This is a genomic window from Pectobacterium sp. A5351, from assembly GCF_028335745.1.
Classification (GTDB): Bacteria; Pseudomonadota; Gammaproteobacteria; order Enterobacterales; family Enterobacteriaceae; genus Pectobacterium.
This window is the reverse complement of the sequence record NZ_CP116477.1, coordinates 3,884,347-3,906,597: the sequence shown is the minus strand read 5'-3', so window position 1 is coordinate 3,906,597 and position 22,251 is coordinate 3,884,347. Positions and strand designations below refer to the sequence as shown.

Below are 22,251 nucleotides of genomic sequence, written 5' to 3'. Positions count from 1 at the left end.
CCCTCTTCCCGCAAACGTCTTTTAATGACGCTCATCCTCGGCCTGATTGATACTTTTCCGTGGCCACGCGACGTCGTATATCACGCATTCACCACTGCGACTGATCATCGGCACAGTGCACGTAGCACCTTCGCTAATGTCTTGACGGCACTCTCCAGTTCATGCGGCGCGTGGGCAGCAAATCCCATGAGGAAACCGGCTTTATGCTGACCTGACGCTGCATACAGCGCTGTCAGCCCGAGCAGGTCGATACCGGCTCGGCGTGCGGATTCCACCGCGTCGTGTTCAGGGATGTCACGGATGAACAGACAGGGCATTTGCATGCCTCCGGCTGGTACCTGTGGTTCCACAAAGTCGGCCAGATGCTGACGCGCCAACCGTGCCAGCACATCGCGGCGTTCCGCATAAACGGCGCGCATCGTGCGTACATAGGCACCGAAGTGTCCTCCTTCGATAAAACGGGCCAGCGTGAGCTGCGGAATGGGGGCGCTGTGTCCATCCATCAGGGTGCGGGCCACGGTCATCGGGGCAACCAGTTGTGGCGGCAGAACCATATAGCCGATGCGCAGGCCGGGAAACAGCGATTTGGTGAAGGTGCCGATATAGATGGTGCGATCGTGCGGGTCGAGCCCTTGCACGCAGGCGGTAGGTTTGCCCGCATAGTGGAACTCGCTGTCGTAGTCGTCTTCAATAATCCAGCTCTGTTGCTGCCAGGCCCATTCGATCACGGCCAGACGCCGATCCAGCGACAGTGTTGCTCCGGTGGGAAACTGGTGTGACGGCGTCAGGAACACGGCTTTCGCTGGCGCATGGTGTGCATTGCTTACTTCAAGCAGATGTTCGACCTGCAAACCATCGGCATCTAATGGGATTGGCACGCACGCGAGCCCGGCCGCCTCGAATGCCTTGCGTGCGCCATGGTATACGGGATCTTCAAGAAAGATTCGATCGCCGGCATCCAGCAGGACATTCGCACACAGGGTTAGCGCTTGCTGGGAACTGGTCAGTACCAACACGCGATCGGGCGTGGCGCGAGCGCCCCGTTCGAGATTGACATAATCTGCGATGGCACGCCTCAGCGCTTCCATGCCCTGCGGCGGGCTGTGCAGCAGCGCCCGTGTGCCATATTCTTTTAGTACCTGCCGTTCCAGCCGTTCCCACGTCTGGAGGGGAAAACTGCGTGTTTCCGGCACGCCGGGCGCGAACGCGCGCGGGATGATGAAATCGCGTACCCCACCATTCTGGAACATGGCGCTACCGCGTTGACTGAGGCGCAGTTCTGCTTTGCTATCTCCCGTTTTCCGCGCTTTGCCACGCCCCGGTAGACGCTTTGCCCGCTCCGACACAGAACTACCGCTGCCGATGCGACGTTCGATAAATCCTTCCGCATGCAGCTGGCTGTAAGCTGATTCGACCGTATCGCGTGATACCCCCAATGATTTAGCCAATGCGCGTGAGGCGGGTAAGGATTTGCCCACATCAAGAACACCATCGAGGATTAACTGGCGAATCGCCCGCTGGATGCGGGCGTGCAGGGGGAGGGCACCTTGTGCGGGATCGCCAATCCAGGCCTTGACCGATTCAAGCTGAGCGTGTTTGAACAATTGGTCTGCCTCTTGTCATAAAAATGGTGGGGAACATCCGGCTATTTTAAGTCTATAAATGCGTTTCACAATCCATTCATTCTCTTCGTCAGGAGTTAAGCTGATGCCGCTCTCTTCCGATACACCCACTCGCCACGACAGGCACGGTCGCTATCCCGAAGCCGCCACGGTTGAAGATTTCCAGTTCAATCTGGCAGCGGTGCAGGCTCGTATCGAAGCGGCCTGCCACCGCGTTGGTCGCGATCCCGCCACGGTGCGATTGTTGCCAGTCAGCAAGACCAAACCCGAAAGCCGCCTGCGTATGGCCCATATGGCGGGTTGTCGAGTATTGGGCGAGAACAAAGTGCAAGAGGCGTACCGTAAATGGGAATCGATGCAGGATTTAGCCGATTTACAGTGGTCGGTCATTGGGCACCTGCAAACCAACAAGGCCAAGCTGGTGGCACGTTTCGCTACCGAGTTTCAGGCGCTGGACAGCCTGCGACTGGCTGAAGCGCTGGATCGCCGATTACAGGTAGAAGGGCGCTCATTAGACGTATTCGTACAGGTGAATACCTCCGGTGAGGCCAGTAAATACGGCCTGTCTCCCGATGACGTACCGGTTTTTATTCAGGCACTTCCCACATTCTCTGCGCTACGTGTGCGCGGGCTCATGACGCTGGCGCTGTTCTCCAGCGAGGCCGAACGCGTTCGCCAGTGTTTTGTACGGCTGCGTCAGTTGCGCGATCGGTTGCAGCAAAACCTCCCGGTTGGCATTGAGCTGGATGACTTATCCATGGGCATGTCCGGCGATTTTGAAATAGCCATTGAAGAAGGCGCCACCGTGGTTCGCGTCGGTCAGGCAATTTTTGGCGCCCGCCCGCTACCGGATAGCTACTACTGGCCTGATAACCCCCTCACAGAATCACACGATTAAAAAACCAATGACTAACGTATAGGACGATGCCCATGTATGACGCTTCTCTTACCCTTACCGACTTCGACCCAGAACTGGCCGACGCCATCCGGCATGAAGAACATCGGCAGGAAACTCACATTGAACTTATCGCCTCAGAGAACTATGCCAGTCCGCTGGTGATGGCGATCCAGAACTCCGTGTTCACCAACAAATATGCGGAGGGCTACCCTGGCAAGCGCTACTACAGCGGCTGTGAGCATGTTGATATGGCTGAACGTCTGGCTATCGAGCGGGCCAAAGCGCTGTTTGACTGCGATTATGCTAACGTCCAGCCCCATGCTGGCGCTCAGGCTAATGCGGCCGTGTTTCTGGCGTTGACGAATCCGGGTGATACCGTGATGGGCATGAATCTCGCTCAGGGCGGGCATCTGACCCACGGTAACCCCTCCAACTTTTCTGGTCGCCACTACAACATCGTCCCTTATGGATTAAACCCCGACACGGGGCTGATCGACTACGATGAAATGGAGCGTATTGCGTTGGAAACCCGACCAAAGATGTTAATTGGCGGGTTCTCCGCCTATTCACGCCACAAGGACTGGGCGCGGATGCGCGCGATTGCTGACAAGGTGGGCGCTATCTTCTGGGTGGACATGGCTCACGTCGCGGGGTTGGTGGCTGCTGGAGAGTACCCGAATCCTCTCCCTCATGCGCACGTCGTCACCAGCACAACCCATAAAACGCTGCGTGGCCCGCGCGGTGGAATTATTTTAGCCAAAGGGCAGAGTGAGGAATTCTACAAAAAGCTTAACTCCGCCGTGTTCCCCGGTATTCAGGGCGGTCCGTTGATGCACGTTATCGCAGCCAAAGCGGTGGCATTCAAGGAAGCGCTGCGCCCTGAATTCACGGTTTATCAACGTCAGGTGGTGACTAATGCCCGTGCCATGGCGCGCGTCCTCCAACTTCGTGGCTATAAGATTGTCTCTGATGGCACCGACAACCATTTGATATTGATCGACCTGTCTGCCAGACCCTATACCGGTAAGGATGCCGATGCTGCCCTGAGCGAGGCTTACATCACGACAAACAAGAACTCGGTGCCTAACGACCCGCGTTCCCCCTTTGTGACCTCAGGCCTGCGTATTGGAACGCCAGCCGTGACGACGCGCGGTTTTGGTGTGGCGGAGTGCGAGCAACTGGCGGGATGGCTATGTGATGTACTCGATGGGCTTGGCGCAGGGGATGACGCATTAACGGCGGTACGCGATCGTGTACGCCAGCAGGTTGTGGCGCTGTGCCGACGCTATCCGGTGTATCAATAAGTCAGGCGAGGTTTGTGCACAGGGATGTGCTGTTTTACTATTGATGAGATGTGGATCCGCTGGTTTATTATTCAGGCGGAATCGGGGTATTCGTCAGGCATGGTTAGCACCACGCGGGCGAGGGCACCGGAACCTTGCGGTCGATTACTCAGGAAAAACTGCCCATCGTGCAACTGAGCAATGCGCGTCACGATACTCAGCCCGAGGCCGATACCGCCATAGCGGCTGTCCATACGCACAAACGCCTTACTTAATTCACCCACTTTGCTTTCATCGATACCCGGTCCTTCATCTTCGATCAGCAGTTCAAGGTGTTGTCGTGTAGTCAGGCTAACCGTGATCTGGCTTGCTTCCGGGCTATAGCGGTAAGCGTTTTCTACCAGATTGCGTAGCAAGAGCTGGAGCAAGGTGGCATCACCGCGCAGCGTGATCTCTTCTTGCGGTAATACCCATTTCAGCGTCTGCTGGCGCTTTTGCAGCATCTCGGTCAGTTCATCCTGCATGGGAAAAATGACGTCTTTCAGAAACGCAACATTTTGGTGATGGCCTGCTGAAAAATCTTGTCCGACTCGGGCAAGCAGCAGAAGTTGCTCTACCGTTTTCACCATTTTATCAATGCGTTTGATGAGCGAACTACAGTCAATCTGGTGGTGTTGCTGGTGCAGTTCGAGGTGTAGCCGAATCCCGGATAGCGGCGTGCGTAATTCATGTGCAACATCCGCGGTAAACTGCCTGTCACGCTTTAACGTTTCGTCCAGACGCTGAAAAAGCTGGTTGATGGTGTGGGTGACGGCAGCGACCTCTTTGATATTGCTCTGCTGTGGCAGCGGCTCCAGGTTTTCGGCCGTGCGATCCTGTAACTCTTTCTGTAGGCGAGAAAGTGGGCGGGTGATCCAACTGACGGCCTGAACGCACATGAGCAACGTCAGGATGACCATCACCAGGCTTGGGATACTGAGCGAGGCGATTGCTTCGTTAATCTCCTGGTCGATCTGCATGTTTTGAACGGTCGTGCTCAGCGATTTATCAACCAGCAGACTGATTTGCTCTTCGCTTTCGTGCCAAAGCCAGAATACGCTGATCATCTGACAGACGAGTAAGATGCCGCCCAGTGCCAGCACCAAACGACGGCGCATGCTGGTGACGGTGTCGGCATCGCTCTTCATGGTTGTTCGCCTTTAGTCAGCAGATAGCCAAAGCCTCGCAGGGTGCGGATACGGTCTTTCCCTATCTTTTGACGCAGATTGTGGATATGGACTTCCAGCGAATTGGAAGACGGATCGTCGTTCCAGGCATAAATATCCTGATGCAGCACTTCTCGGTGTACCTGAGAACCGGCTTTCAACACCAGACGAGACAAGATCGCGAACTCTTTTGGCGTGAGTACTATCGGCTTTTCGTCCAGCCACACCTGCTGATTGTTTAAATCCAACGTAATGTTGTCAACCTGTATCTTACTGTTACTTGAGCCTTGATTGCGGCGAATCAGCGCGCGTACGCGCGCCTGTAATTCCGTTAGTGCGAACGGTTTGGCGAGATAATCGTCTGCACCGACATCCAGACCATTAACGCGATCGTTGACGTTATCCCGTGCCGTTAAAATGAGTACGGGATGCTGGTAATGATTCTTACGCCAGCGTGATAGCAGGGCGAGCCCGTCTTCGTCCGGCAAACCCAGATCGAGAATGACCAGGCTGTAGTGTGCGCTGCCGATGAGCGCGTCTGCTTCTTTGGCTGTGCCTGCGCAATCGCAGGCATAACCTTCATGACTCAACGCCAATAATAATCCTTCCTGCAACAGCTTATCATCTTCAACAATCAATAATTTCATGTTGCCTTGTCCCTGCATGGCTGAAGGATATCGAGCTGAGGCTGATATTCTTTCGTGGCGATAGTAAACATCCCCAGTATGGTATGGAAAAGATTATCTTGCGAATACGCCTGCTGTTTCGCGTTTTGGCGTAGGCAGGTGTCCTGAATGGCCTGCTGCTGTTGGTAACCCGGCGATAGCCACATCAGCATCGGTACCTGCGTTTGCTGTTTCGGCGCAATAGAGTAGGGCATGCTGTGCAGGTAGATACCGTTCTCTCCTAACGATTCGCCGTGGTCTGACAGGTAAACCAGTGAGGTGTTAAATTTATCCTGATGCTGTTTCAGTAAATTGATCGCTTTATCCACAACAAAATCGACATACAGGATCGTATTGTCATACGTGTTGGTCAGCGCTTCCTGCGTACAGGTTTGAATCTGATTGGTATCACACGTTGGGGTAAATTTCTTAAAGGCGTCAGGGTAGCGCTGGTAATAGCTTGGGCCGTGGCTGCCTATCGTATGTAATACGATAATTCCGTCGTTATCGAGCTTATTGATATAGTCTTCGACGCCGTGGAATAACGCTTCATCGTGGCATTCGCCGCTGGTGCATAATCCCGGCAGCTTCAGCGACGTCACATCAACGGTTGGCACTCGCGTACAGGCATCTTTGCAGCCGCCGTCATTTTCCTGCCAGAGCACGTTAACTTTTGCCCGCTGTAATATATCCAGTAGCCCTTCCTGATGGCTGGCTAAGTCACCGTTAAAGCTTTGGCGCGGCATGTTGGAGAACATGCAGGGGACAGAGACGCCTGTTGAGGTACCGCATGATGACGTGTTTTCAAAATAAATCACATTGTCTTTTGCCAGCAGTGGATTCGTTTCTTTCCCGTAGCCGCCCAGCGAAAAGTTTTGCGCCCGGGATGTCTCTCCTACGACCAGAATAACCAGGTTCTTTTTTGCCGTCGGGGACGCTGGTGACACTTTATGAGCGTCCAGGCCGATTTGCTCTAGGGGTAAATTAGCCAGTGCGCTGTGTTTATGGTAGGACAAGCTGGCCGCTACAATATTGCTGGGTGTAATTGCTTTTACCAACTCTTTGTTATTACGCATGAACGAGGCGTAATCTTTATAAAAGAATGCCGCGACTGATAAAATGGCGAATAACGAAATAATAACGCTAAGAAAGCGTATGCCAATATAGAGCGTTGTCGGCTTGGCGGGTTTTATTTTTATCCAGATGGCGAGTGCGGCAGGAATGACGCCAATAAAGAATACCCAGGCGACAAGCTGTGGCGTAAGCAGTGAAAAAGATTCGCTGGCCGTTGTCTCTAGAATATTCTGGATCATGGTGCGGTCAATGATGATGCCGTAGTTCAGCATGAAGTACTGCGCGGCGGCACCGCTCAGCAGGAAGAAAACAATGACGGCCTTACGTAGGTAAGGCGCTGCCAGAAGGGTGAAAATAATATTCAGCACCGCGAAAATCACAACGGGCATGCTGAGAAAGAAAGGAATATTGATCCAGTCTGTCATGTCCAGCAGTTGCAACGTCTGACGGTAGTAGGCGATGTTCTGGACCAGAGTAATAAAGGCAGAAAAGATCAGCACGAACGTGATGCTGCTTAGGTGTGGTCTGCCCATCGGTATTGGTTTTTTCATACACGTCTCTCGTGATTTCCATGATGGAGAGGAAAGAAGACGCAGACTCTAGCGGGATTAAATTAATACAACCTTAAGAGGGTACCCGTTAAATTCAGGGACGCGAGAGTGGACATTTGCTAGACTATGTCCCCTGTCAATACAAAATAAATAGATGACGTTGAGGGTGGTGTCTGCCATGTCTAATTCGCTTGTATCTGGCGAATCTTATGAGCTTGATTTGCTGGATGAACGTCCTTTCAGCCAGACGGACTATGAGATCCTGAAATCGTATGAAGCGGTGGTTGATGGCTTGGCCATGTTGATTGGCGAGCACTGTGAGATTGTGTTGCACTCGCTTGAGGATCTTAAATGTTCCGCCGTGCGTATTGCGAATGGAGAACATACCGGCAGGAAGATTGGCTCGCCGATTACGGATCTTGCATTGCGTATGCTGCATGACATGGCAGGTGAAGATAGCAGCGTATCGAAGGCCTATTTTACCCGTGCCAAAAGCGGTGTGTTGATGAAGTCAGTCACGATTGCGATCCGTAATCGCGATCAGCGCGTGATTGGGCTGCTGTGCATCAACATGAATTTGGATGTGCCTTTCTCCCAGATTGTGCAGACCTTTATCCCCCCTGAAACGCATGATGCTGCATCTTCTGTTAACTTTGCGTCATCGGTTGACGACCTCGTGGCACAAACGCTGGAATTTTCGATCGAAGAAGTTAATGCGGATCGCAACGTCTCTAATAATGCGAAGAATCGCCAAATCGTACTGAGCCTGTATGAGAAAGGCATTTTTGATATTAAAGACGCCATCAACCAGGTCGCCGAACGCCTCAATATCTCTAAACACACGGTCTATCTTTATATTCGTCAATTCAAAAGCGGCGACTTCAGCGGGCACGAACGTTAATGCTGAGTTACTGTTTGCTGGTGACTGGCCCTGCTTATGGCACACAGCAGGCAAGCAGCGCGTTGCAGTTTGCACAGGCGCTGTTGGCTGAAGGGCACAGGTTAAAAAGTGTGTTCTTCTATCGGGAAGGCGTGTTGAATGCCAACCAGCTGACGTCACCCGCTAATGATGAATTTGATCTGGTACGCGCCTGGCAGCAGTTGGGTGAAACGCATCAAGTGGCGCTGAATGTCTGCGTTGCTGCGGCACTACGCCGGGGTGTGACCGATACTCAGCAAGCTGCTCAGCTCAACCTTGCGGGAGCGAATCTGCAATCCGGCTTTGTTCTGAGCGGGCTGGGTGAACTGGCGCAATCGGTGCTGACCTGCGATCGGGTTATTCAGTTTTAAGGTAGCGTTATGAAGCGAGTCGCATTTGTTTTTACGCATGCTCCACATGGGAGTGCTTCCGGGCGGGAAGGGCTGGATGCGCTATTGGCGATGTCAGCACTAACGGAAGAGATTGGCGTATTTTTTGTTGGTGATGGCGTACTGCAACTGCTGCCACATCAACAGCCGGAAAAGATTTTGATGCGTAATTACATCGCAACGTTTGGTGTGCTGCCATTGTACGATATCGAATGTTGCTATCTGTGTGAGACTTCTGTGCGTCAGCGCGGGCTGAGTATCGAGACAGACTGGGTTTTGGATGTCGAACTATTAGCGCCGCAAGCATGGCGCAGTAAGCTGGCCGATTATCATACCATTCTTTCATTCTAGCGACGGATCTCCCCTTTATGCTGCATACGCTCTCACGTTCTCCTTATCACGTTGACCTGGATGCATTTTTGCGCAGTGTGGGGCAGGGTGATGCGTTGGTCTTATTGCAAGACGGTGTTATCGCTGCTCTGGCTGGTGGCGATATTATTCAGCGTCTTCTGGATTCAGCGGTTCTTCTCTACGCGCTTCAGCCTGATACGGCGGCAAGAGGAATGACTGAACAAATTTCAAACAATGTGACACTCATTGACTATAATCAGTTTGTTCAACTGACAGTGGAGCACCCGCAGCAACTCGCGTGGTAACGCCGAATTTTTGTATATTTCTTGACTCCTTCCACTGCCAGCCCTAAAATTCTGCGTCCTCATACTTTGCCTTGCGCAAACATGAGGCGATTTATTACGTGTTTACGAAGCAAAACCCAGGAGCTTTTTGAATGGCAACGATTAACCAGCTGGTACGCAAACCACGCTCCCTGAAGGCTGCTAAAAGCAACGTTCCGGCGCTGGAAGCATGCCCGCAGAAACGTGGCGTATGTACTCGTGTATATACTACCACCCCTAAAAAACCGAACTCCGCACTGCGTAAAGTATGCCGTGTTCGTTTAACCAACGGTTTTGAAGTTACCTCCTATATCGGCGGTGAAGGTCATAACCTGCAGGAGCACTCCGTGATCCTGATCCGTGGCGGTCGTGTTAAAGACCTGCCAGGTGTGCGTTACCACACCGTTCGTGGCGCGCTGGACTGCTCAGGTGTTAAAGACCGTAAGCAATCCCGTTCCAAATACGGTGTGAAGAAGCCAAAGGCTTAATGGTTCTCCGTTAAGTAAGGCCAAACGTTTTAACTTAAATGTCAAACTAAACTCGTAGAGTTTTGGACAATCCTGAATTAACAACGGAGTATTTCCATGCCACGTCGTCGCGTCATTGGTCAACGTAAAATTCTGCCGGATCCTAAGTTCGGATCAGAACTGCTGGCCAAATTTGTAAACATCCTGATGGTAGATGGTAAAAAATCTACTGCAGAAGCAATCGTCTATACCGCGCTGGAGACCCTGGCTCAGCGTTCTGGTAAAGATCATCTGGAAGCTTTTGAAGTAGCTCTGGACAACGTTCGCCCGACTGTCGAAGTTAAGTCGCGCCGCGTTGGTGGTTCTACTTATCAGGTACCAGTAGAAGTCCGTCCGGTTCGTCGTAATGCGTTGGCAATGCGTTGGATCGTAGAAGCTGCTCGTAAACGCGGTGATAAATCTATGGCTCTGCGCCTGGCGAACGAACTTTCTGATGCAGCAGAAAACAAAGGTACTGCTGTTAAGAAACGTGAAGACGTTCACCGTATGGCCGAAGCTAACAAGGCGTTCGCTCACTACCGTTGGTAATCCCTTCGCTGTAGTCATGCTAACCAAGCGGGCGCTAAAAATAGCCAACCCGCTTGGGTTAACTAAATTGAACGCCCTAGTAAATAGAGGATACAAATGGCTCGTACAACACCCATCGCACGCTACCGTAATATCGGTATCAGTGCGCACATCGACGCCGGTAAAACCACTACTACCGAACGTATTCTGTTCTACACTGGTGTAAACCATAAAATCGGTGAAGTTCATGACGGCGCAGCTACCATGGACTGGATGGAGCAGGAGCAGGAGCGTGGTATTACTATCACCTCCGCAGCGACTACTGCATTCTGGTCTGGTATGGCTAAGCAGTATGAACCGCATCGTGTAAACATCATCGACACCCCGGGACACGTTGACTTCACTATCGAAGTAGAACGTTCCATGCGTGTACTTGATGGTGCGGTAATGGTTTACTGCGCAGTTGGTGGTGTTCAGCCACAGTCTGAAACCGTATGGCGTCAGGCAAACAAATATAAAGTTCCACGCATTGCGTTCGTTAACAAAATGGACCGCATGGGTGCTAACTTCCTGAAAGTTGTTGGTCAGATCAAAACCCGTCTGGGCGCGAACCCTGTTCCGTTGCAGTTGGCGATTGGTGCTGAAGAAGGTTTCACCGGTGTTGTTGACCTGGTGAAAATGAAAGCCATCAACTGGAACGACGCCGATCAGGGCGTGACCTTCGAATACGAAGATATCCCTGCTGATATGCAGGATCTGGCTGACGAATGGCACCAGAACCTGATCGAATCCGCAGCTGAAGCTTCTGAAGAGCTGATGGAAAAATACCTGGGTGGTGAAGAACTGACTGAAGAAGAGATCAAAAAAGCTCTGCGTCAGCGCGTTCTGAACAACGAAATCATCCTGGTAACCTGTGGTTCTGCGTTTAAGAACAAAGGTGTTCAGGCGATGCTGGATGCGGTAGTTGATTACCTGCCATCTCCAGTTGACGTACCTGCGATCAACGGTATTTTGGATGACGGTAAAGACACGCCGGCTGAGCGTCACGCAAGTGATGACGAGCCGTTTGCTGCGCTGGCGTTCAAAATCGCTACCGACCCATTTGTGGGTAACCTGACGTTCTTCCGCGTGTACTCTGGTGTTGTTAACTCCGGTGATACCGTACTGAACCCAGTTAAATCAGCTCGTGAACGTTTTGGTCGTATCGTTCAGATGCACGCTAACAAGCGTGAAGAGATCAAAGAAGTTCGCGCAGGCGATATCGCTGCTGCTATCGGTCTGAAAGATGTAACGACGGGTGACACACTGTGTGATCCAGACAACGTCATCATTCTGGAGCGTATGGAATTCCCTGAGCCGGTAATCTCCATCGCGGTAGAACCGAAAACCAAAGCTGACCAGGAAAAAATGGGTCTGGCATTGGGCCGTCTGGCTAAAGAAGACCCGTCTTTCCGCGTATGGACTGACGAAGAATCTAACCAGACTATCATCGCTGGTATGGGTGAATTGCACCTCGATATCATCGTTGACCGTATGAAGCGTGAATTCAACGTTGAAGCGAACGTGGGTAAACCACAGGTTGCTTATCGTGAAGCAATTCGTGCGAAAGTTACCGATATCGAAGGTAAACACGCCAAGCAGTCTGGTGGTCGTGGTCAGTATGGTCATGTTGTTATTGACATGTACCCACTGGAGCCGGGCTCAAACCCGAAAGGTTACGAGTTCATCAACGACATCAAAGGTGGTGTAATTCCTGGCGAATACATCCCTGCCGTTGATAAAGGCATTCAGGAACAGCTGAAAGCGGGTCCTCTGGCTGGTTACCCAGTGGTTGATCTCGGCGTGCGTCTGCACTTCGGTTCTTTCCATGACGTTGACTCCTCTGAATTGGCGTTTAAACTGGCTGCTTCTATCGCCTTTAAAGATGGCTTTAAGAAAGCAAAACCTGTTCTGCTTGAGCCGATCATGAAGGTTGAAGTTGAAACGCCGGAAGAGAACACTGGTGACGTCATCGGTGACCTTAGCCGTCGTCGTGGTATGCTGCGCGGCCAGGAATCCAACGTTACTGGCGTTGTGATTCATGCTGAAGTTCCGTTGTCTGAAATGTTCGGATACGCGACTCAACTGCGTTCTCTGACCAAAGGCCGTGCTTCTTACTCCATGGAGTTCCTGAAGTACGATGATGCGCCTAACAACGTTGCTCAGGCCGTAATTGAAGCCCGTGGTAAATAAGCCTCAGGGTTAAAACAAAATCCCGTGCTCTCTCCATAGGGGGAGAGCATTTGAGTAAGGAATATCGCCGTGTCTAAAGAAAAATTTGAACGTACAAAACCCCACGTTAACGTCGGTACTATCGGCCACGTTGACCATGGTAAAACGACTCTGACTGCTGCAATCACTACCGTTCTGGCTAAAACCTACGGTGGTAACGCACGTGCATTCGACCAGATCGATAACGCGCCAGAAGAAAAAGCGCGTGGTATCACCATCAACACGTCTCACGTTGAATACGATACCCCGTCTCGCCACTATGCGCACGTTGACTGCCCAGGACACGCCGACTATGTGAAAAACATGATCACCGGTGCTGCCCAGATGGACGGCGCGATCCTGGTTGTTGCTGCGACTGACGGCCCAATGCCTCAGACCCGTGAGCACATCCTGCTGGGTCGTCAGGTTGGCGTTCCTTTCATCATCGTGTTCCTGAACAAATGTGACATGGTTGATGACGAAGAGCTGCTGGAACTGGTTGAGATGGAAGTGCGTGAGCTGCTGTCTCAGTACGACTTCCCAGGCGACGACACCCCAGTGGTTCGTGGTTCTGCGCTGAAAGCGCTGGAAGGCGAAGCTGAGTGGGAAGCAAAAATCATCGAACTGGCAGAGCACCTGGATTCTTATATCCCAGAGCCAGAGCGTGCAATTGACAAGCCGTTCCTGCTGCCAATCGAAGACGTATTCTCCATCTCCGGTCGTGGTACCGTTGTTACCGGTCGTGTAGAGCGCGGTATCGTTAAAGTTGGTGAAGAAGTGGAAATCGTTGGTATCAAAGATACTGCGAAATCTACCTGTACCGGCGTAGAAATGTTCCGCAAACTGCTGGACGAAGGTCGTGCGGGTGAGAACGTTGGTGTTCTGCTGCGTGGTATCAAGCGTGAAGAAATCGAGCGTGGTCAGGTACTGGCTAAGCCGGGTTCAATCAAGCCACACACCAAGTTCGAATCAGAAGTGTATATCCTGAGCAAGGATGAAGGCGGCCGTCATACTCCGTTCTTCAAAGGCTACCGTCCTCAGTTCTACTTCCGTACGACTGACGTAACGGGCACCATCGAACTGCCAGAAGGCGTAGAGATGGTAATGCCGGGCGACAACATCAAAATGGTTGTTACCCTGATCCACCCAATCGCGATGGATGACGGTTTGCGTTTCGCAATCCGTGAAGGCGGCCGTACAGTAGGCGCGGGCGTTGTTGCTAAAGTTATCGCTTAATCGCTGATAAACTTAATACATGAAAAAGGCACTTCGGTGCCTTTTTTTATGGCGAAGACTTATAGCTGCCACTCATCGCATCGTCGTAAGCAATATTGAAAATTGCTTACGGCGATTTTTTATATCTGAACGATAAGATGTAAATTGAAATAAAAACAATTCTTATTTACAATGTGTCGATTGATTAAAAAATCGCTAGGAGCGGTTTCAAATACCGTTTGCAGTGTCCCGAAAGGTAGCGTGAAAGACACTCGCGATAACGATGAGTCATTTCGGTATGTATGTTTGTTTGTGCAACGCAATTTCTGACAAAACTATTCGTAATGCTGTTCGTCAGCACCAGCCTCAATCTATGCAGCAACTACGCAAACTCGTTCCTATTGGGACAGACTGCGGTAAGTGCATTCGTCAGGCGCGTGTCATTTTCGAGGAAGAACAAGCCAAAATTCCTGACATGTATGAAGTAGCATAAAATGTAGGGTCGTTTTTTTGACTCTCTGCTTACCGGTTCTACACTTTAAGAACTGGAGCGGAGGAGCATGTCATGAAAGGCGATAAAAAAGTCATTACACATCTGAATAAGTTATTGGGCAACGAGCTGGTAGCCATTAACCAATATTTTCTTCATGCCCGGATGTTTAAAAACTGGGGCTTAACCCGTCTTAACGATCACGAATATCATGAGTCTATCGACGAAATGAAACACGCTGATCGCTACATCGAACGAATCCTGTTTCTCGAAGGCATCCCGAATCTGCAGGACTTGGGTAAGTTAAATATTGGCGAAGATGTCGAAGAGATTTTACGTTCTGATCTTCAACTTGAGTTGGATGGCGCAAAGAATCTGCGTGAGGCGATTGCCTATGCCGATTCGGTACATGACTACGTCAGCAGGGATTTAATGATAGAAATTCTTGCCGATGAAGAAGGGCACATTGACTGGCTGGAAACTGAGTTGGATTTGATTTCACGTCTTGGTATACAAAACTATCTTCAAGCTCAGCTGAAAGCTGAGTAACATGGCATTATAAATTTGTTATGTGCTGCCCTATAGCCTAACTCTGGCCGGACTCAGACACATCGCTCCGGCCGCGTTTAAAATCATTTCATCCTGCTTATTGCTTCCTCAGCCAATTTGCGTATAATGCGCGAGCTTACCAAAACAAGGTAAGCCTGATTCAATCAGAATCAGGGGTTGATATTCATTTATTAACCAAAACAATACTCCCGATATGGGGGTTATGTGCTAACGATTACACTCCCCCATCAATCGAAATGGGTGTGAGGAGTAATTATTTACGTTTATAAATAATTGGAGCTCTGGTCTCATGCAGAACCAAAGAATCCGTATCCGCCTGAAAGCGTTTGATCATCGTTTGATTGATCAATCAACTGCGGAAATCGTCGAGACTGCTAAGCGCACTGGTGCGCAAGTACGTGGTCCGATCCCGCTGCCGACCCGCAAAGAGCGCTTTACCGTTCTGATTTCTCCGCACGTCAATAAAGATGCGCGCGATCAGTACGAGATTCGCACTCACAAGCGTCTGGTTGACATCGTTGAGCCAACCGAGAAAACCGTTGATGCTCTGATGCGTCTGGATCTGGCTGCTGGTGTAGACGTGCAGATCAGCCTGGGTTAATCAGGTCATTGAGCGATTGAGAGGTTGAAACAATGATTGGTTTAGTCGGTAAAAAAGTGGGTATGACCCGTATCTTCACTGAAGATGGCGTATCTATCCCTGTAACCGTTATCGAAATTGAAGCAAACCGCGTCACTCAGGTTAAAGACCTGGCTAACGACGGTTACCGCGCTGTGCAAGTAACTACTGGTGCTAAAAAAGCAAACCGTGTTACTAAGCCAGAAGCAGGTCACTTTGCTAAAGCTGGCGTAGAAGCTGGCCGTACTCTGCGTGAATTCCGTCTGTCTGAAGGCGAAGAGTTCACTGTAGGTCAGAGCATCAGTGTTGAAATTTTCGCGGACGTTAAAAAAGTAGACGTTACTGGTACATCTAAAGGTAAAGGTTTTGCTGGCACAGTTAAGCGCTGGAACTTCCGTACCCAGGATGCTACCCACGGTAACTCTTTGTCCCACCGCGTTCCGGGTTCTATCGGTCAGAACCAGACTCCGGGCAAAGTGTTCAAAGGCAAGAAAATGGCAGGCCAGCTGGGTAACGAACGTGTAACTGTTCAGAGCCTGGACGTAGTGCGTGTTGACGCTGAGCGCAACCTGCTGCTGGTTAAAGGTGCTGTACCGGGAGCTACCGGTAGCGACCTGATCGTTAAACCAGCTGTGAAGGCGTGAGGAGATAGCAATGGAATTAGTATTGAAAGACGCGCAAAGCGCGCTGACTGTTTCCGAAACTACCTTCGGTCGTGATTTCAACGAAGCGCTGGTACACCAGGTTGTTGTTGCTTATGCAGCAGGTGCCCGTCAAGGTACTCGCGCTCAGAAGACCCGTGCTGAAGTAACTGGTTCCGGTAAAAAACCTTGGCGTCAGAAAGGTACTGGCCGTGCGCGTTCTGGTTCTATTAAGAGCCCGATCTGGCGTTCCGGTGGTGTGACCTTCGCTGCTAAGCCTCAGGACCACAGTCAGAAAGTTAACAAAAAGATGTACCGCGGCGCGCTGAAAAGCATTCTGTCCGAACTGGTACGTCAAGATCGTCTGATCGTTGTCGAGAAGTTCTCTGTAGAAGCACCGAAAACTAAGTTGCTGGCTCAGAAACTGAAAGAAATGGCACTGGAAGACGTGCTGATCATTACCGGTGAACTGGATGAGAATCTGTTCCTGGCTGCGCGCAACCTGTACAAGGTTGACGTGCGTGATGCAGCTGCAATCGATCCAGTTAGCCTGATCGCCTTCGACAAAGTCGTTATGACTGCTGACGCAGTTAAGCAAGTTGAGGAGATGCTGGCATGATCCGTGAAGAACGTCTGCTGAAAGTACTGCGCGCGCCGCACGTATCTGAAAAAGCATCTACCGCGATGGAAAAAACTAACACCATCGTTCTCAAAGTTGCTAAAGACGCGACTAAAGCAGAGATCGTTGCTGCTGTCGAGAAACTGTTCGAAGTAGAAGTTAAAGACGTAAACACCCTGGTAGTTAAGGGTAAAGTTAAGCGTCACGGACAGCGTATTGGTCGTCGTAGCGACTGGAAAAAAGCTTACGTCACCCTGAAAGAAGGCCAGAATCTGGACTTCATCGGCGGCGCTGAGTAAGTCGGAGGAGAAAGACAATGGCAGTTGTTAAATGTAAACCGACATCTCCGGGTCGTCGCCACGTTGTTAAAGTGGTTAACCCTGAGCTGCACAAGGGCAAACCTTATGCCCCGTTGCTGGAAAAGAACAGCAAATCCGGTGGCCGTAACAACAATGGCCGCATCACTACCCGTCACATCGGTGGTGGTCATAAACAGCAATATCGTCTGATTGACTTTAAACGCAATAAAGATGGTATTCCTGCGGTTGTTGAGCGTCTGGAGTATGATCCGAACCGTTCCGCGAATATCGCGCTGGTTCTGTACAAAGACGGCGAACGCCGTTACATCCTGGCGCCGAAAGGCCTGAAAGCCGGCGACCAGATCCAATCTGGTGTTGATGCTGCGATTAAAGCGGGTAACACCCTGCCGATGCGTAACATTCCTGTCGGTTCAACGGTTCACAACGTAGAAATGAAACCAGGTAAAGGCGGCCAATTGGCTCGTTCTGCTGGTGCTTACGTTCAGATCGTTGCTCGTGACGGTTCTTACGTTACCCTGCGTCTGCGTTCTGGCGAAATGCGTAAAGTTGAATCCGACTGCCGCGCTACGCTGGGCGAAGTTGGCAACGCTGAGCATATGCTGCGCGTTCTGGGTAAAGCTGGTGCTGCACGCTGGCGTGGTGTTCGTCCTACCGTTCGCGGTACGGCAATGAACCCAGTCGACCACCCACACGGTGGTGGTGAAGGTCGTAACTTTGGTAAGCACCCGGTTAGTCCGTGGGGCGTTCAGACCAAAGGTAAGAAGACCCGCAGCAACAAGCGTACTGATAAATTTATCGTACGTCGCCGTACTAAATAATCTTAGAGGATAAACCATGCCACGTTCTCTCAAGAAAGGTCCATTTATTGACCTGCACTTGCTGAAGAAGGTAGAGAAAGCGGTGGAAAGCGGTGACAAGAAGCCTTTGCGCACTTGGTCCCGTCGTTCAACGATCTTTCCAAACATGATCGGTTTGACCATCGCTGTCCATAATGGTCGTCAGCACGTACCGGTGTTTGTTTCCGATGAAATGGTCGGTCACAAGCTGGGTGAATTCGCGCCGACTCGTACTTATCGCGGCCATGCGGCCGACAAAAAGGCCAAGAAGCGCTAAGGTAGGAGGAAGAGATGGAAACTATCGCTAAACATCGCCACGCTCGTTCTTCTGCTCAAAAGGTTCGCCTGGTGGCAGACCTGATTCGCGGTAAGAAAGTGTCGCAAGCTCTGGAAGTTCTGACCTACACCAACAAGAAAGCTGCTGGTCTGGTTAAAAAAGTGCTGGAGTCTGCTATTGCTAACGCAGAACACAACGATGGCGCTGACATTGATGATCTGAAAGTCGCGAAAATCTTCGTTGACGAAGGCCCAAGCATGAAGCGCATTATGCCGCGTGCTAAAGGTCGTGCGGATCGCATCCTGAAGCGTACCAGCCACATTACTGTGGTTGTGTCCGATCGCTGAGACTCTGGAGACTAGCAATGGGTCAGAAAGTACATCCTAATGGTATTCGCCTGGGTATTGTCAAACCTTGGAACTCTACCTGGTATGCGAATACCAAAGAATTCGCTGACAACCTGGACAGCGACTTTAAAGTTCGTAAATACCTGACGAAGGAACTGGAGAAGGCTTCCGTTTCTCGTATCGTTATCGAACGTCCTGCAAAAAGCATCCGTGTGACTATTCACACTGCTCGCCCAGGTATCGTGATCGGTAAAAAAGGTGAAGATGTTGAAAAACTGCGCAAAGTCGTAGCGGATATCGCTGGCGTACCTGCACAGATCAATATCGCAGAAGTTCGTAAGCCTGAACTGGACGCAAAACTGGTTGCTGACAGCATCACGTCTCAGCTGGAACGTCGTGTCATGTTCCGTCGTGCTATGAAGCGTGCGGTACAGAACGCCATGCGTCTGGGCGCTAAAGGTATTAAAGTTGAAGTAAGCGGCCGTCTTGGCGGCGCTGAAATCGCGCGTACCGAATGGTACCGTGAAGGTCGTGTTCCGTTGCACACACTGCGTGCGGATATCGACTACAACACCTCCGAAGCGCACACCACTTATGGTGTTATCGGTGTAAAAGTGTGGATCTTCAAAGGTGAGATCCTGGGTGGTATGGCTGCCGTTGAACAACCGGAAAAACCGGCTGCTCAACCTAAAAAGCAGCAGCGTAAAGGCCGCAAGTAAGGAGAGTCGCTGATGTTACAACCAAAGCGTACAAAATTCCGTAAGGTGCACAAGGGCCGCAACCGTGGTCTGGCGCAGGGTACGGATGTTAGCTTCGGCACTTTCGGTCTGAAAGCTGTTGGCCGCGGTCGCCTGACTGCTCGTCAAATCGAAGCTGCACGTCGTGCCATGACTCGTGCTGTTAAGCGTCAAGGTAAGATCTGGATCCGTGTATTCCCGGACAAACCAATCACCGAGAAACCGCTTGAAGTTCGTATGGGTAAAGGTAAAGGTAACGTGGAATATTGGGTTGCCTTGATTCAGCCAGGTAAAGTCCTGTACGAAATGGACGGTGTGCCGGAAGAGTTAGCCCGTGAGGCATTCCAACTGGCAGCAGCGAAACTGCCTATCAAAACCACCTTTGTAACTAAGACGGTGATGTAATGAAAGCAAATGAGCTGCGTGAAAAGAGCGTTGAAGAGCTGAACACTGAACTGCTCGGCTTACTGCGTGAGCAATTTAACCTGCGTATGCAGGCTGCCAGTGGTCAACTGCAACAGACTCACCTGGTAAAACAAGTGCGTCACAATATTGCACGTGTTAAGACTTTACTGACTGAGAAGGCGGGTGCGTAATGACCGATAAAATCCGTACTCTGCAAGGTCGTGTTGTAAGTGACAAAATGGAGAAATCCATGGTTGTTGCTATCGAACGTTTTGTGAAACACCCGCTTTACGGTAAATTCATCAAGCGTACGACTAAGCTGCACGTACATGACGAGAACAATGAATGTGGTATCGGTGACGTGGTTGAAATCCGCGAATGCCGCCCGCTGTCCAAAACTAAGTCTTGGACACTTGTTCGCGTTGTAGAGAAAGCGATTCTGTAATAAAGTAGCGCTCTTCTCTTATGATAAACGGCTCTGCAAAGGGCCGTTTATTTTTTCTACCCATACCAAGGAAGCGGTGTTATAATGCTGCGCCCTCAATTATGGGGTATTTAATGGCCCGAAAGGGTCCTAAAGTAGTAGTTGACATTAGCGGAGCACTAAAATGATCCAAGAACAGACTATGCTGAATGTGGCCGATAATTCCGGTGCACGTCGCGTAATGTGTATCAAGGTTCTAGGTGGCTCGCACCGTCGCTACGCAGGCGTCGGCGATATCATCAAAATTACCATCAAGGAAGCAATTCCTCGCGGTAAGGTGAAAAAAGGCGATGTTCTGAAGGCGGTAGTGGTGCGCACCAAGAAGGGTGTTCGTCGCCCGGACGGTTCTGTCATTCGCTTCGATGGCAATGCTTGCGTTATTTTAAACAATAACAGCGAACAGCCTATCGGTACGCGTATTTTTGGGCCGGTAACTCGTGAACTGCGTAATGAGAAGTTCATGAAAATTATCTCTCTGGCACCAGAAGTACTTTAAGGAGCGAATCATGGCAGCGAAAATCCGTCGTGATGACGAAGTTATCGTGCTAACCGGCAAAGATAAAGGTAAGCGCGGTAAAGTAAAAAATGTCCTGTCTGCTAGTAAGGTCATTGTTGAAGGTATTAACCTGGTTAAAAAACATCAGAAGCCGGTTCCGGCCCTGAATCAACCAGGCGGCATTGTTGAAAAAGAAGCTGCAATTCAAGTTTCTAACCTTGCAATCTTCAATGCGGCAACTGGTAAGGCTGACCGTGTAGGCTTTAGATTCGAAGACGGCAAAAAAGTCCGTTTCTTTAAATCTAATAGCGAAACTATCAAGTAATTTGGAGTAGTACGATGGCGAAACTGCATGATTACTACAAAGACGAAGTAGTTAAAAAACTCATGACTGAGTTTAACTACAATTCTGTCATGCAAGTCCCTCGGGTCGAGAAGATCACCCTGAATATGGGTGTTGGTGAAGCGATCGCTGACAAGAAACTGCTGGATAACGCAGCAGCTGATCTGGCAGCAATCTCCGGTCAAAAACCGTTGATCACCAAAGCACGCAAATCTGTTGCAGGCTTCAAAATCCGTCAGGGCTATCCGATCGGCTGTAAAGTGACTCTGCGTGGCGAGCGCATGTGGGAGTTCCTTGAGCGTCTGATTTCCATTGCTGTACCGCGTATTCGTGACTTCCGTGGCTTGTCTGCCAAGTCATTCGATGGCCGTGGTAACTACAGCATGGGTGTGCGTGAGCAGATCATCTTCCCGGAAATCGACTACGATAAAGTCGATCGCGTTCGTGGTTTGGACATTACCATCACCACTACTGCGAAATCCGATGATGAAGGCCGTGCGCTGTTGGCCGCCTTTAACTTCCCATTCCGCAAGTAAGGTAGGGTTACTAATGGCTAAGCAATCCATGAAAGCACGCGAAGTTGTTCGTGTGAAACTGGCTGAAAAATACCGCGCTAAACGCGAGGAATTGAAAGCTATCATCTCTGGTGTGAACTCATCCGACGAAGATCGTTGGGATGCAGTTCTTAAGCTGCAGACTCTGCCGCGTGATTCCAGCCCGTCTCGTCAGCGTAATCGCTGCCGCCAAACTGGTCGTCCGCACGCTTTCCTGCGGAAGTTCGGGTTGAGCCGTATCAAGGTCCGTGAAGCCGCTATGCGCGGTGAAATTCCGGGTCTGAAAAAGGCTAGCTGGTAATTGTCACCAATTGAATCACGGGAGTAAAGACAGATGAGCATGCAAGATCCGATCGCGGATATGCTGACCCGTATCCGTAACGGTCAAGCCGCGAACAAAGTTGCGGTCACCATGCCTTCCTCCAAGCTGAAAGTGGCAATTGCCAACGTGCTGAAGGAAGAAGGTTACATTGAAGATTTCAAAATCGAAGGCGACACCAAGCCAGTTCTGGAATTAGAACTTAAATATTTCCAGGGCAAGGCTGTGGTAGAAAGCATTCAGCGAGTAAGCCGTCCAGGTCTGCGCATCTATAAAAGAAAAGATGAGCTGCCAAAAGTTATGGCCGGTTTGGGTATCGCAGTTGTTTCTACCTCTAAAGGTGTTATGACTGATCGTGCAGCTCGCCAGGCTGGTCTTGGTGGCGAGATTATCTGCTACGTAGCTTAATCGGGAG

General features: G+C 50.7%; 32 protein-coding genes. 28 read left to right on the top strand and 4 right to left on the bottom strand.

What is annotated here, in order from left to right; genetic code table 11:
* Window positions 1-104: 104 nt before the first annotated feature.
* The gene (pdxR, locus tag O1Q74_RS18020; RefSeq protein WP_271874889.1) at window positions 105-1,604 is read right to left on the bottom strand and encodes a MocR-like pyridoxine biosynthesis transcription factor PdxR; all 1,500 of its coding nucleotides are present in this window, start codon (window positions 1,602-1,604) and stop codon (window positions 105-107) included.
* Between the two features lie 103 nt (window positions 1,605-1,707).
* Here pdxR and O1Q74_RS18015 point away from each other — a divergent pair, with 103 nt between their 5' ends.
* Complete coding sequence (locus tag O1Q74_RS18015; RefSeq protein WP_271874888.1) at window positions 1,708-2,520, top strand: YggS family pyridoxal phosphate-dependent enzyme; 813 nt, start codon at window positions 1,708-1,710, stop codon at window positions 2,518-2,520.
* Between the two features lie 32 nt (window positions 2,521-2,552).
* Window positions 2,553-3,824 (top strand): serine hydroxymethyltransferase, encoded by a 1,272-nt coding sequence (glyA, locus tag O1Q74_RS18010; RefSeq protein WP_271874887.1) that lies wholly within the window; start codon window positions 2,553-2,555, stop codon window positions 3,822-3,824.
* Between the two features lie 71 nt (window positions 3,825-3,895).
* On the opposite strand, the gene pmrB is transcribed toward glyA, so the two are convergent.
* The 3 genes from pmrB to eptA are packed head-to-tail and all read right to left on the bottom strand — an operon-like array spanning window position 3,896 to window position 7,298.
* On the bottom strand, window positions 3,896-4,990 hold the full coding sequence (gene pmrB, locus O1Q74_RS18005) for a two-component system sensor histidine kinase PmrB (protein ID WP_271874886.1): 1,095 nt from the start codon (window positions 4,988-4,990) through the stop codon (window positions 3,896-3,898).
* Window positions 4,987-5,655 carry a two-component system response regulator PmrA gene (pmrA, locus tag O1Q74_RS18000; protein WP_271874885.1) on the bottom strand — a complete coding sequence of 223 codons (669 nt, stop codon included), beginning with the start codon at window positions 5,653-5,655 and terminating at the stop codon, window positions 4,987-4,989. The genes pmrB and pmrA overlap by 4 nt, the downstream gene beginning before the upstream one ends.
* The gene (eptA, locus tag O1Q74_RS17995) at window positions 5,652-7,298 is read right to left on the bottom strand and encodes a phosphoethanolamine transferase EptA (RefSeq protein ID WP_271874884.1); all 1,647 of its coding nucleotides are present in this window, start codon (window positions 7,296-7,298) and stop codon (window positions 5,652-5,654) included. The genes pmrA and eptA overlap by 4 nt, the downstream gene beginning before the upstream one ends.
* Before the next feature lie 178 nt (window positions 7,299-7,476).
* Here eptA and O1Q74_RS17990 point away from each other — a divergent pair, with 178 nt between their 5' ends.
* The 26 genes from O1Q74_RS17990 (at window position 7,477) to rpsH (ending at window position 22,244) form a co-directional block, all read left to right on the top strand.
* A complete protein-coding gene (locus O1Q74_RS17990) occupies window positions 7,477-8,199 on the top strand; it encodes a helix-turn-helix transcriptional regulator (protein WP_010296984.1) in 723 nt (240 codons plus the stop codon).
* Window positions 8,199-8,588: a sulfurtransferase complex subunit TusD gene (gene tusD, locus O1Q74_RS17985; RefSeq protein WP_271874883.1), complete on the top strand. Its 390-nt coding sequence runs from the start codon at window positions 8,199-8,201 to the stop codon at window positions 8,586-8,588. Before O1Q74_RS17990 ends, tusD begins: the two co-directional genes overlap by 1 nt.
* A 9-nt stretch (window positions 8,589-8,597) precedes the next feature.
* A complete protein-coding gene (tusC, locus tag O1Q74_RS17980; RefSeq protein ID WP_271874882.1) occupies window positions 8,598-8,957 on the top strand; it encodes a sulfurtransferase complex subunit TusC in 360 nt (119 codons plus the stop codon).
* 17 nt (window positions 8,958-8,974) lie between these two features.
* A complete protein-coding gene (gene tusB, locus O1Q74_RS17975; protein ID WP_271874881.1) occupies window positions 8,975-9,262 on the top strand; it encodes a sulfurtransferase complex subunit TusB in 288 nt (95 codons plus the stop codon).
* A gap of 131 nt (window positions 9,263-9,393) precedes the next feature.
* Window positions 9,394-9,768 (top strand): 30S ribosomal protein S12, encoded by a 375-nt coding sequence (rpsL, locus tag O1Q74_RS17970; RefSeq protein ID WP_005969567.1) that lies wholly within the window; start codon window positions 9,394-9,396, stop codon window positions 9,766-9,768.
* A 96-nt stretch (window positions 9,769-9,864) separates the two neighbouring features.
* Window positions 9,865-10,335 (top strand): 30S ribosomal protein S7, encoded by a 471-nt coding sequence (gene rpsG, locus O1Q74_RS17965; RefSeq protein WP_009111198.1) that lies wholly within the window; start codon window positions 9,865-9,867, stop codon window positions 10,333-10,335.
* Between the two features lie 96 nt (window positions 10,336-10,431).
* Window positions 10,432-12,546 carry an elongation factor G gene (gene fusA / locus O1Q74_RS17960; protein ID WP_182100789.1) on the top strand — a complete coding sequence of 705 codons (2,115 nt, stop codon included), beginning with the start codon at window positions 10,432-10,434 and terminating at the stop codon, window positions 12,544-12,546.
* Between the two features lie 69 nt (window positions 12,547-12,615).
* Window positions 12,616-13,800, top strand: coding sequence for an elongation factor Tu (tuf, locus tag O1Q74_RS17955; RefSeq protein WP_012772931.1), 1,185 nt, complete (start codon window positions 12,616-12,618; stop codon window positions 13,798-13,800).
* A 277-nt stretch (window positions 13,801-14,077) separates the two neighbouring features.
* The gene (gene bfd, locus O1Q74_RS17950) at window positions 14,078-14,272 is read left to right on the top strand and encodes a bacterioferritin-associated ferredoxin (protein ID WP_039349749.1); all 195 of its coding nucleotides are present in this window, start codon (window positions 14,078-14,080) and stop codon (window positions 14,270-14,272) included.
* A 72-nt stretch (window positions 14,273-14,344) separates the two neighbouring features.
* Complete coding sequence (bfr, locus tag O1Q74_RS17945) at window positions 14,345-14,818, top strand: bacterioferritin (RefSeq protein ID WP_010286186.1); 474 nt, start codon at window positions 14,345-14,347, stop codon at window positions 14,816-14,818.
* 310 nt (window positions 14,819-15,128) lie between these two features.
* Window positions 15,129-15,440 carry a 30S ribosomal protein S10 gene (gene rpsJ, locus O1Q74_RS17940; RefSeq protein WP_001181005.1) on the top strand — a complete coding sequence of 104 codons (312 nt, stop codon included), beginning with the start codon at window positions 15,129-15,131 and terminating at the stop codon, window positions 15,438-15,440.
* Window positions 15,441-15,472: 32 nt separating this feature from the next.
* Window positions 15,473-16,102 carry a 50S ribosomal protein L3 gene (rplC, locus tag O1Q74_RS17935; protein ID WP_010304941.1) on the top strand — a complete coding sequence of 210 codons (630 nt, stop codon included), beginning with the start codon at window positions 15,473-15,475 and terminating at the stop codon, window positions 16,100-16,102.
* Between the two features lie 10 nt (window positions 16,103-16,112).
* Window positions 16,113-16,718, top strand: a complete 606-nt coding sequence (rplD, locus tag O1Q74_RS17930) for a 50S ribosomal protein L4 (protein WP_015841926.1) — start codon at window positions 16,113-16,115, stop codon at window positions 16,716-16,718.
* Window positions 16,715-17,017, top strand: coding sequence for a 50S ribosomal protein L23 (gene rplW, locus O1Q74_RS17925; RefSeq protein ID WP_005970277.1), 303 nt, complete (start codon window positions 16,715-16,717; stop codon window positions 17,015-17,017). The genes rplD and rplW overlap by 4 nt, the downstream gene beginning before the upstream one ends.
* Window positions 17,018-17,034: 17 nt before the next feature.
* Complete coding sequence (rplB, locus tag O1Q74_RS17920; RefSeq protein ID WP_010286179.1) at window positions 17,035-17,856, top strand: 50S ribosomal protein L2; 822 nt, start codon at window positions 17,035-17,037, stop codon at window positions 17,854-17,856.
* Window positions 17,857-17,872: 16 nt separating this feature from the next.
* Window positions 17,873-18,151, top strand: coding sequence for a 30S ribosomal protein S19 (gene rpsS, locus O1Q74_RS17915; protein WP_004929772.1), 279 nt, complete (start codon window positions 17,873-17,875; stop codon window positions 18,149-18,151).
* Between the two features lie 14 nt (window positions 18,152-18,165).
* On the top strand, window positions 18,166-18,498 hold the full coding sequence (gene rplV / locus O1Q74_RS17910) for a 50S ribosomal protein L22 (RefSeq protein ID WP_180743836.1): 333 nt from the start codon (window positions 18,166-18,168) through the stop codon (window positions 18,496-18,498).
* A gap of 17 nt (window positions 18,499-18,515) precedes the next feature.
* Window positions 18,516-19,217 carry a 30S ribosomal protein S3 gene (gene rpsC / locus O1Q74_RS17905; RefSeq protein ID WP_005970274.1) on the top strand — a complete coding sequence of 234 codons (702 nt, stop codon included), beginning with the start codon at window positions 18,516-18,518 and terminating at the stop codon, window positions 19,215-19,217.
* Window positions 19,218-19,229: 12 nt separating this feature from the next.
* Window positions 19,230-19,640 (top strand): 50S ribosomal protein L16, encoded by a 411-nt coding sequence (gene rplP / locus O1Q74_RS17900; RefSeq protein WP_005970273.1) that lies wholly within the window; start codon window positions 19,230-19,232, stop codon window positions 19,638-19,640.
* Window positions 19,640-19,831, top strand: a complete 192-nt coding sequence (gene rpmC / locus O1Q74_RS17895) for a 50S ribosomal protein L29 (protein ID WP_005970272.1) — start codon at window positions 19,640-19,642, stop codon at window positions 19,829-19,831. The genes rplP and rpmC overlap by 1 nt, the downstream gene beginning before the upstream one ends.
* Window positions 19,831-20,085: a 30S ribosomal protein S17 gene (gene rpsQ, locus O1Q74_RS17890; RefSeq protein ID WP_011095505.1), complete on the top strand. Its 255-nt coding sequence runs from the start codon at window positions 19,831-19,833 to the stop codon at window positions 20,083-20,085. Before rpmC ends, rpsQ begins: the two co-directional genes overlap by 1 nt.
* 163 nt (window positions 20,086-20,248) lie before the next feature.
* Complete coding sequence (rplN, locus tag O1Q74_RS17885; RefSeq protein WP_000613954.1) at window positions 20,249-20,620, top strand: 50S ribosomal protein L14; 372 nt, start codon at window positions 20,249-20,251, stop codon at window positions 20,618-20,620.
* Window positions 20,621-20,630: 10 nt separating this feature from the next.
* Window positions 20,631-20,945 carry a 50S ribosomal protein L24 gene (gene rplX, locus O1Q74_RS17880; protein ID WP_005970267.1) on the top strand — a complete coding sequence of 105 codons (315 nt, stop codon included), beginning with the start codon at window positions 20,631-20,633 and terminating at the stop codon, window positions 20,943-20,945.
* 14 nt (window positions 20,946-20,959) lie between these two features.
* Complete coding sequence (rplE, locus tag O1Q74_RS17875; protein ID WP_005970265.1) at window positions 20,960-21,499, top strand: 50S ribosomal protein L5; 540 nt, start codon at window positions 20,960-20,962, stop codon at window positions 21,497-21,499.
* Window positions 21,500-21,512: 13 nt separating this feature from the next.
* Entirely contained in the window at window positions 21,513-21,818 is a 306-nt protein-coding gene (gene rpsN, locus O1Q74_RS17870) for a 30S ribosomal protein S14 (protein ID WP_010286114.1), read from the top strand.
* A gap of 33 nt (window positions 21,819-21,851) precedes the next feature.
* Window positions 21,852-22,244, top strand: a complete 393-nt coding sequence (gene rpsH, locus O1Q74_RS17865; RefSeq protein WP_005970261.1) for a 30S ribosomal protein S8 — start codon at window positions 21,852-21,854, stop codon at window positions 22,242-22,244.
* Window positions 22,245-22,251 lie beyond the last annotated feature (7 nt).

Coding starts and splice junctions, on each gene's coding strand:
- eptA (WP_271874884.1), bottom strand. CDS start 7,298: ATGAAAAAACCAATACCGATGGGCAGACCACACCTAAGCAGCATCACG.
- rpsL (WP_005969567.1), top strand. CDS start 9,394: ATGGCAACGATTAACCAGCTGGTACGCAAACCACGCTCCCTGAAGGCT.
- bfd (WP_039349749.1), top strand. CDS start 14,078: ATGTATGTTTGTTTGTGCAACGCAATTTCTGACAAAACTATTCGTAAT.
- O1Q74_RS18015 (WP_271874888.1), top strand. CDS start 1,708: ATGCCGCTCTCTTCCGATACACCCACTCGCCACGACAGGCACGGTCGC.
- rplC (WP_010304941.1), top strand. CDS start 15,473: ATGATTGGTTTAGTCGGTAAAAAAGTGGGTATGACCCGTATCTTCACT.
- bfr (WP_010286186.1), top strand. CDS start 14,345: ATGAAAGGCGATAAAAAAGTCATTACACATCTGAATAAGTTATTGGGC.
- tusC (WP_271874882.1), top strand. CDS start 8,598: ATGAAGCGAGTCGCATTTGTTTTTACGCATGCTCCACATGGGAGTGCT.
- rpsN (WP_010286114.1), top strand. CDS start 21,513: ATGGCTAAGCAATCCATGAAAGCACGCGAAGTTGTTCGTGTGAAACTG.
- pmrB (WP_271874886.1), bottom strand. CDS start 4,990: ATGAAGAGCGATGCCGACACCGTCACCAGCATGCGCCGTCGTTTGGTG.
- rpsQ (WP_011095505.1), top strand. CDS start 19,831: ATGACCGATAAAATCCGTACTCTGCAAGGTCGTGTTGTAAGTGACAAA.
- rplW (WP_005970277.1), top strand. CDS start 16,715: ATGATCCGTGAAGAACGTCTGCTGAAAGTACTGCGCGCGCCGCACGTA.
- rpsG (WP_009111198.1), top strand. CDS start 9,865: ATGCCACGTCGTCGCGTCATTGGTCAACGTAAAATTCTGCCGGATCCT.
- rpsH (WP_005970261.1), top strand. CDS start 21,852: ATGAGCATGCAAGATCCGATCGCGGATATGCTGACCCGTATCCGTAAC.
- rplX (WP_005970267.1), top strand. CDS start 20,631: ATGGCAGCGAAAATCCGTCGTGATGACGAAGTTATCGTGCTAACCGGC.
- rpmC (WP_005970272.1), top strand. CDS start 19,640: ATGAAAGCAAATGAGCTGCGTGAAAAGAGCGTTGAAGAGCTGAACACT.
- O1Q74_RS17990 (WP_010296984.1), top strand. CDS start 7,477: ATGTCTAATTCGCTTGTATCTGGCGAATCTTATGAGCTTGATTTGCTG.
- rplE (WP_005970265.1), top strand. CDS start 20,960: ATGGCGAAACTGCATGATTACTACAAAGACGAAGTAGTTAAAAAACTC.
- rpsJ (WP_001181005.1), top strand. CDS start 15,129: ATGCAGAACCAAAGAATCCGTATCCGCCTGAAAGCGTTTGATCATCGT.
- rpsC (WP_005970274.1), top strand. CDS start 18,516: ATGGGTCAGAAAGTACATCCTAATGGTATTCGCCTGGGTATTGTCAAA.
- rplV (WP_180743836.1), top strand. CDS start 18,166: ATGGAAACTATCGCTAAACATCGCCACGCTCGTTCTTCTGCTCAAAAG.
- fusA (WP_182100789.1), top strand. CDS start 10,432: ATGGCTCGTACAACACCCATCGCACGCTACCGTAATATCGGTATCAGT.
- pmrA (WP_271874885.1), bottom strand. CDS start 5,655: ATGAAATTATTGATTGTTGAAGATGATAAGCTGTTGCAGGAAGGATTA.
- rplB (WP_010286179.1), top strand. CDS start 17,035: ATGGCAGTTGTTAAATGTAAACCGACATCTCCGGGTCGTCGCCACGTT.
- rplP (WP_005970273.1), top strand. CDS start 19,230: ATGTTACAACCAAAGCGTACAAAATTCCGTAAGGTGCACAAGGGCCGC.
- rplD (WP_015841926.1), top strand. CDS start 16,113: ATGGAATTAGTATTGAAAGACGCGCAAAGCGCGCTGACTGTTTCCGAA.
- rpsS (WP_004929772.1), top strand. CDS start 17,873: ATGCCACGTTCTCTCAAGAAAGGTCCATTTATTGACCTGCACTTGCTG.
- glyA (WP_271874887.1), top strand. CDS start 2,553: ATGTATGACGCTTCTCTTACCCTTACCGACTTCGACCCAGAACTGGCC.
- tusB (WP_271874881.1), top strand. CDS start 8,975: ATGCTGCATACGCTCTCACGTTCTCCTTATCACGTTGACCTGGATGCA.
- tusD (WP_271874883.1), top strand. CDS start 8,199: ATGCTGAGTTACTGTTTGCTGGTGACTGGCCCTGCTTATGGCACACAG.
- rplN (WP_000613954.1), top strand. CDS start 20,249: ATGATCCAAGAACAGACTATGCTGAATGTGGCCGATAATTCCGGTGCA.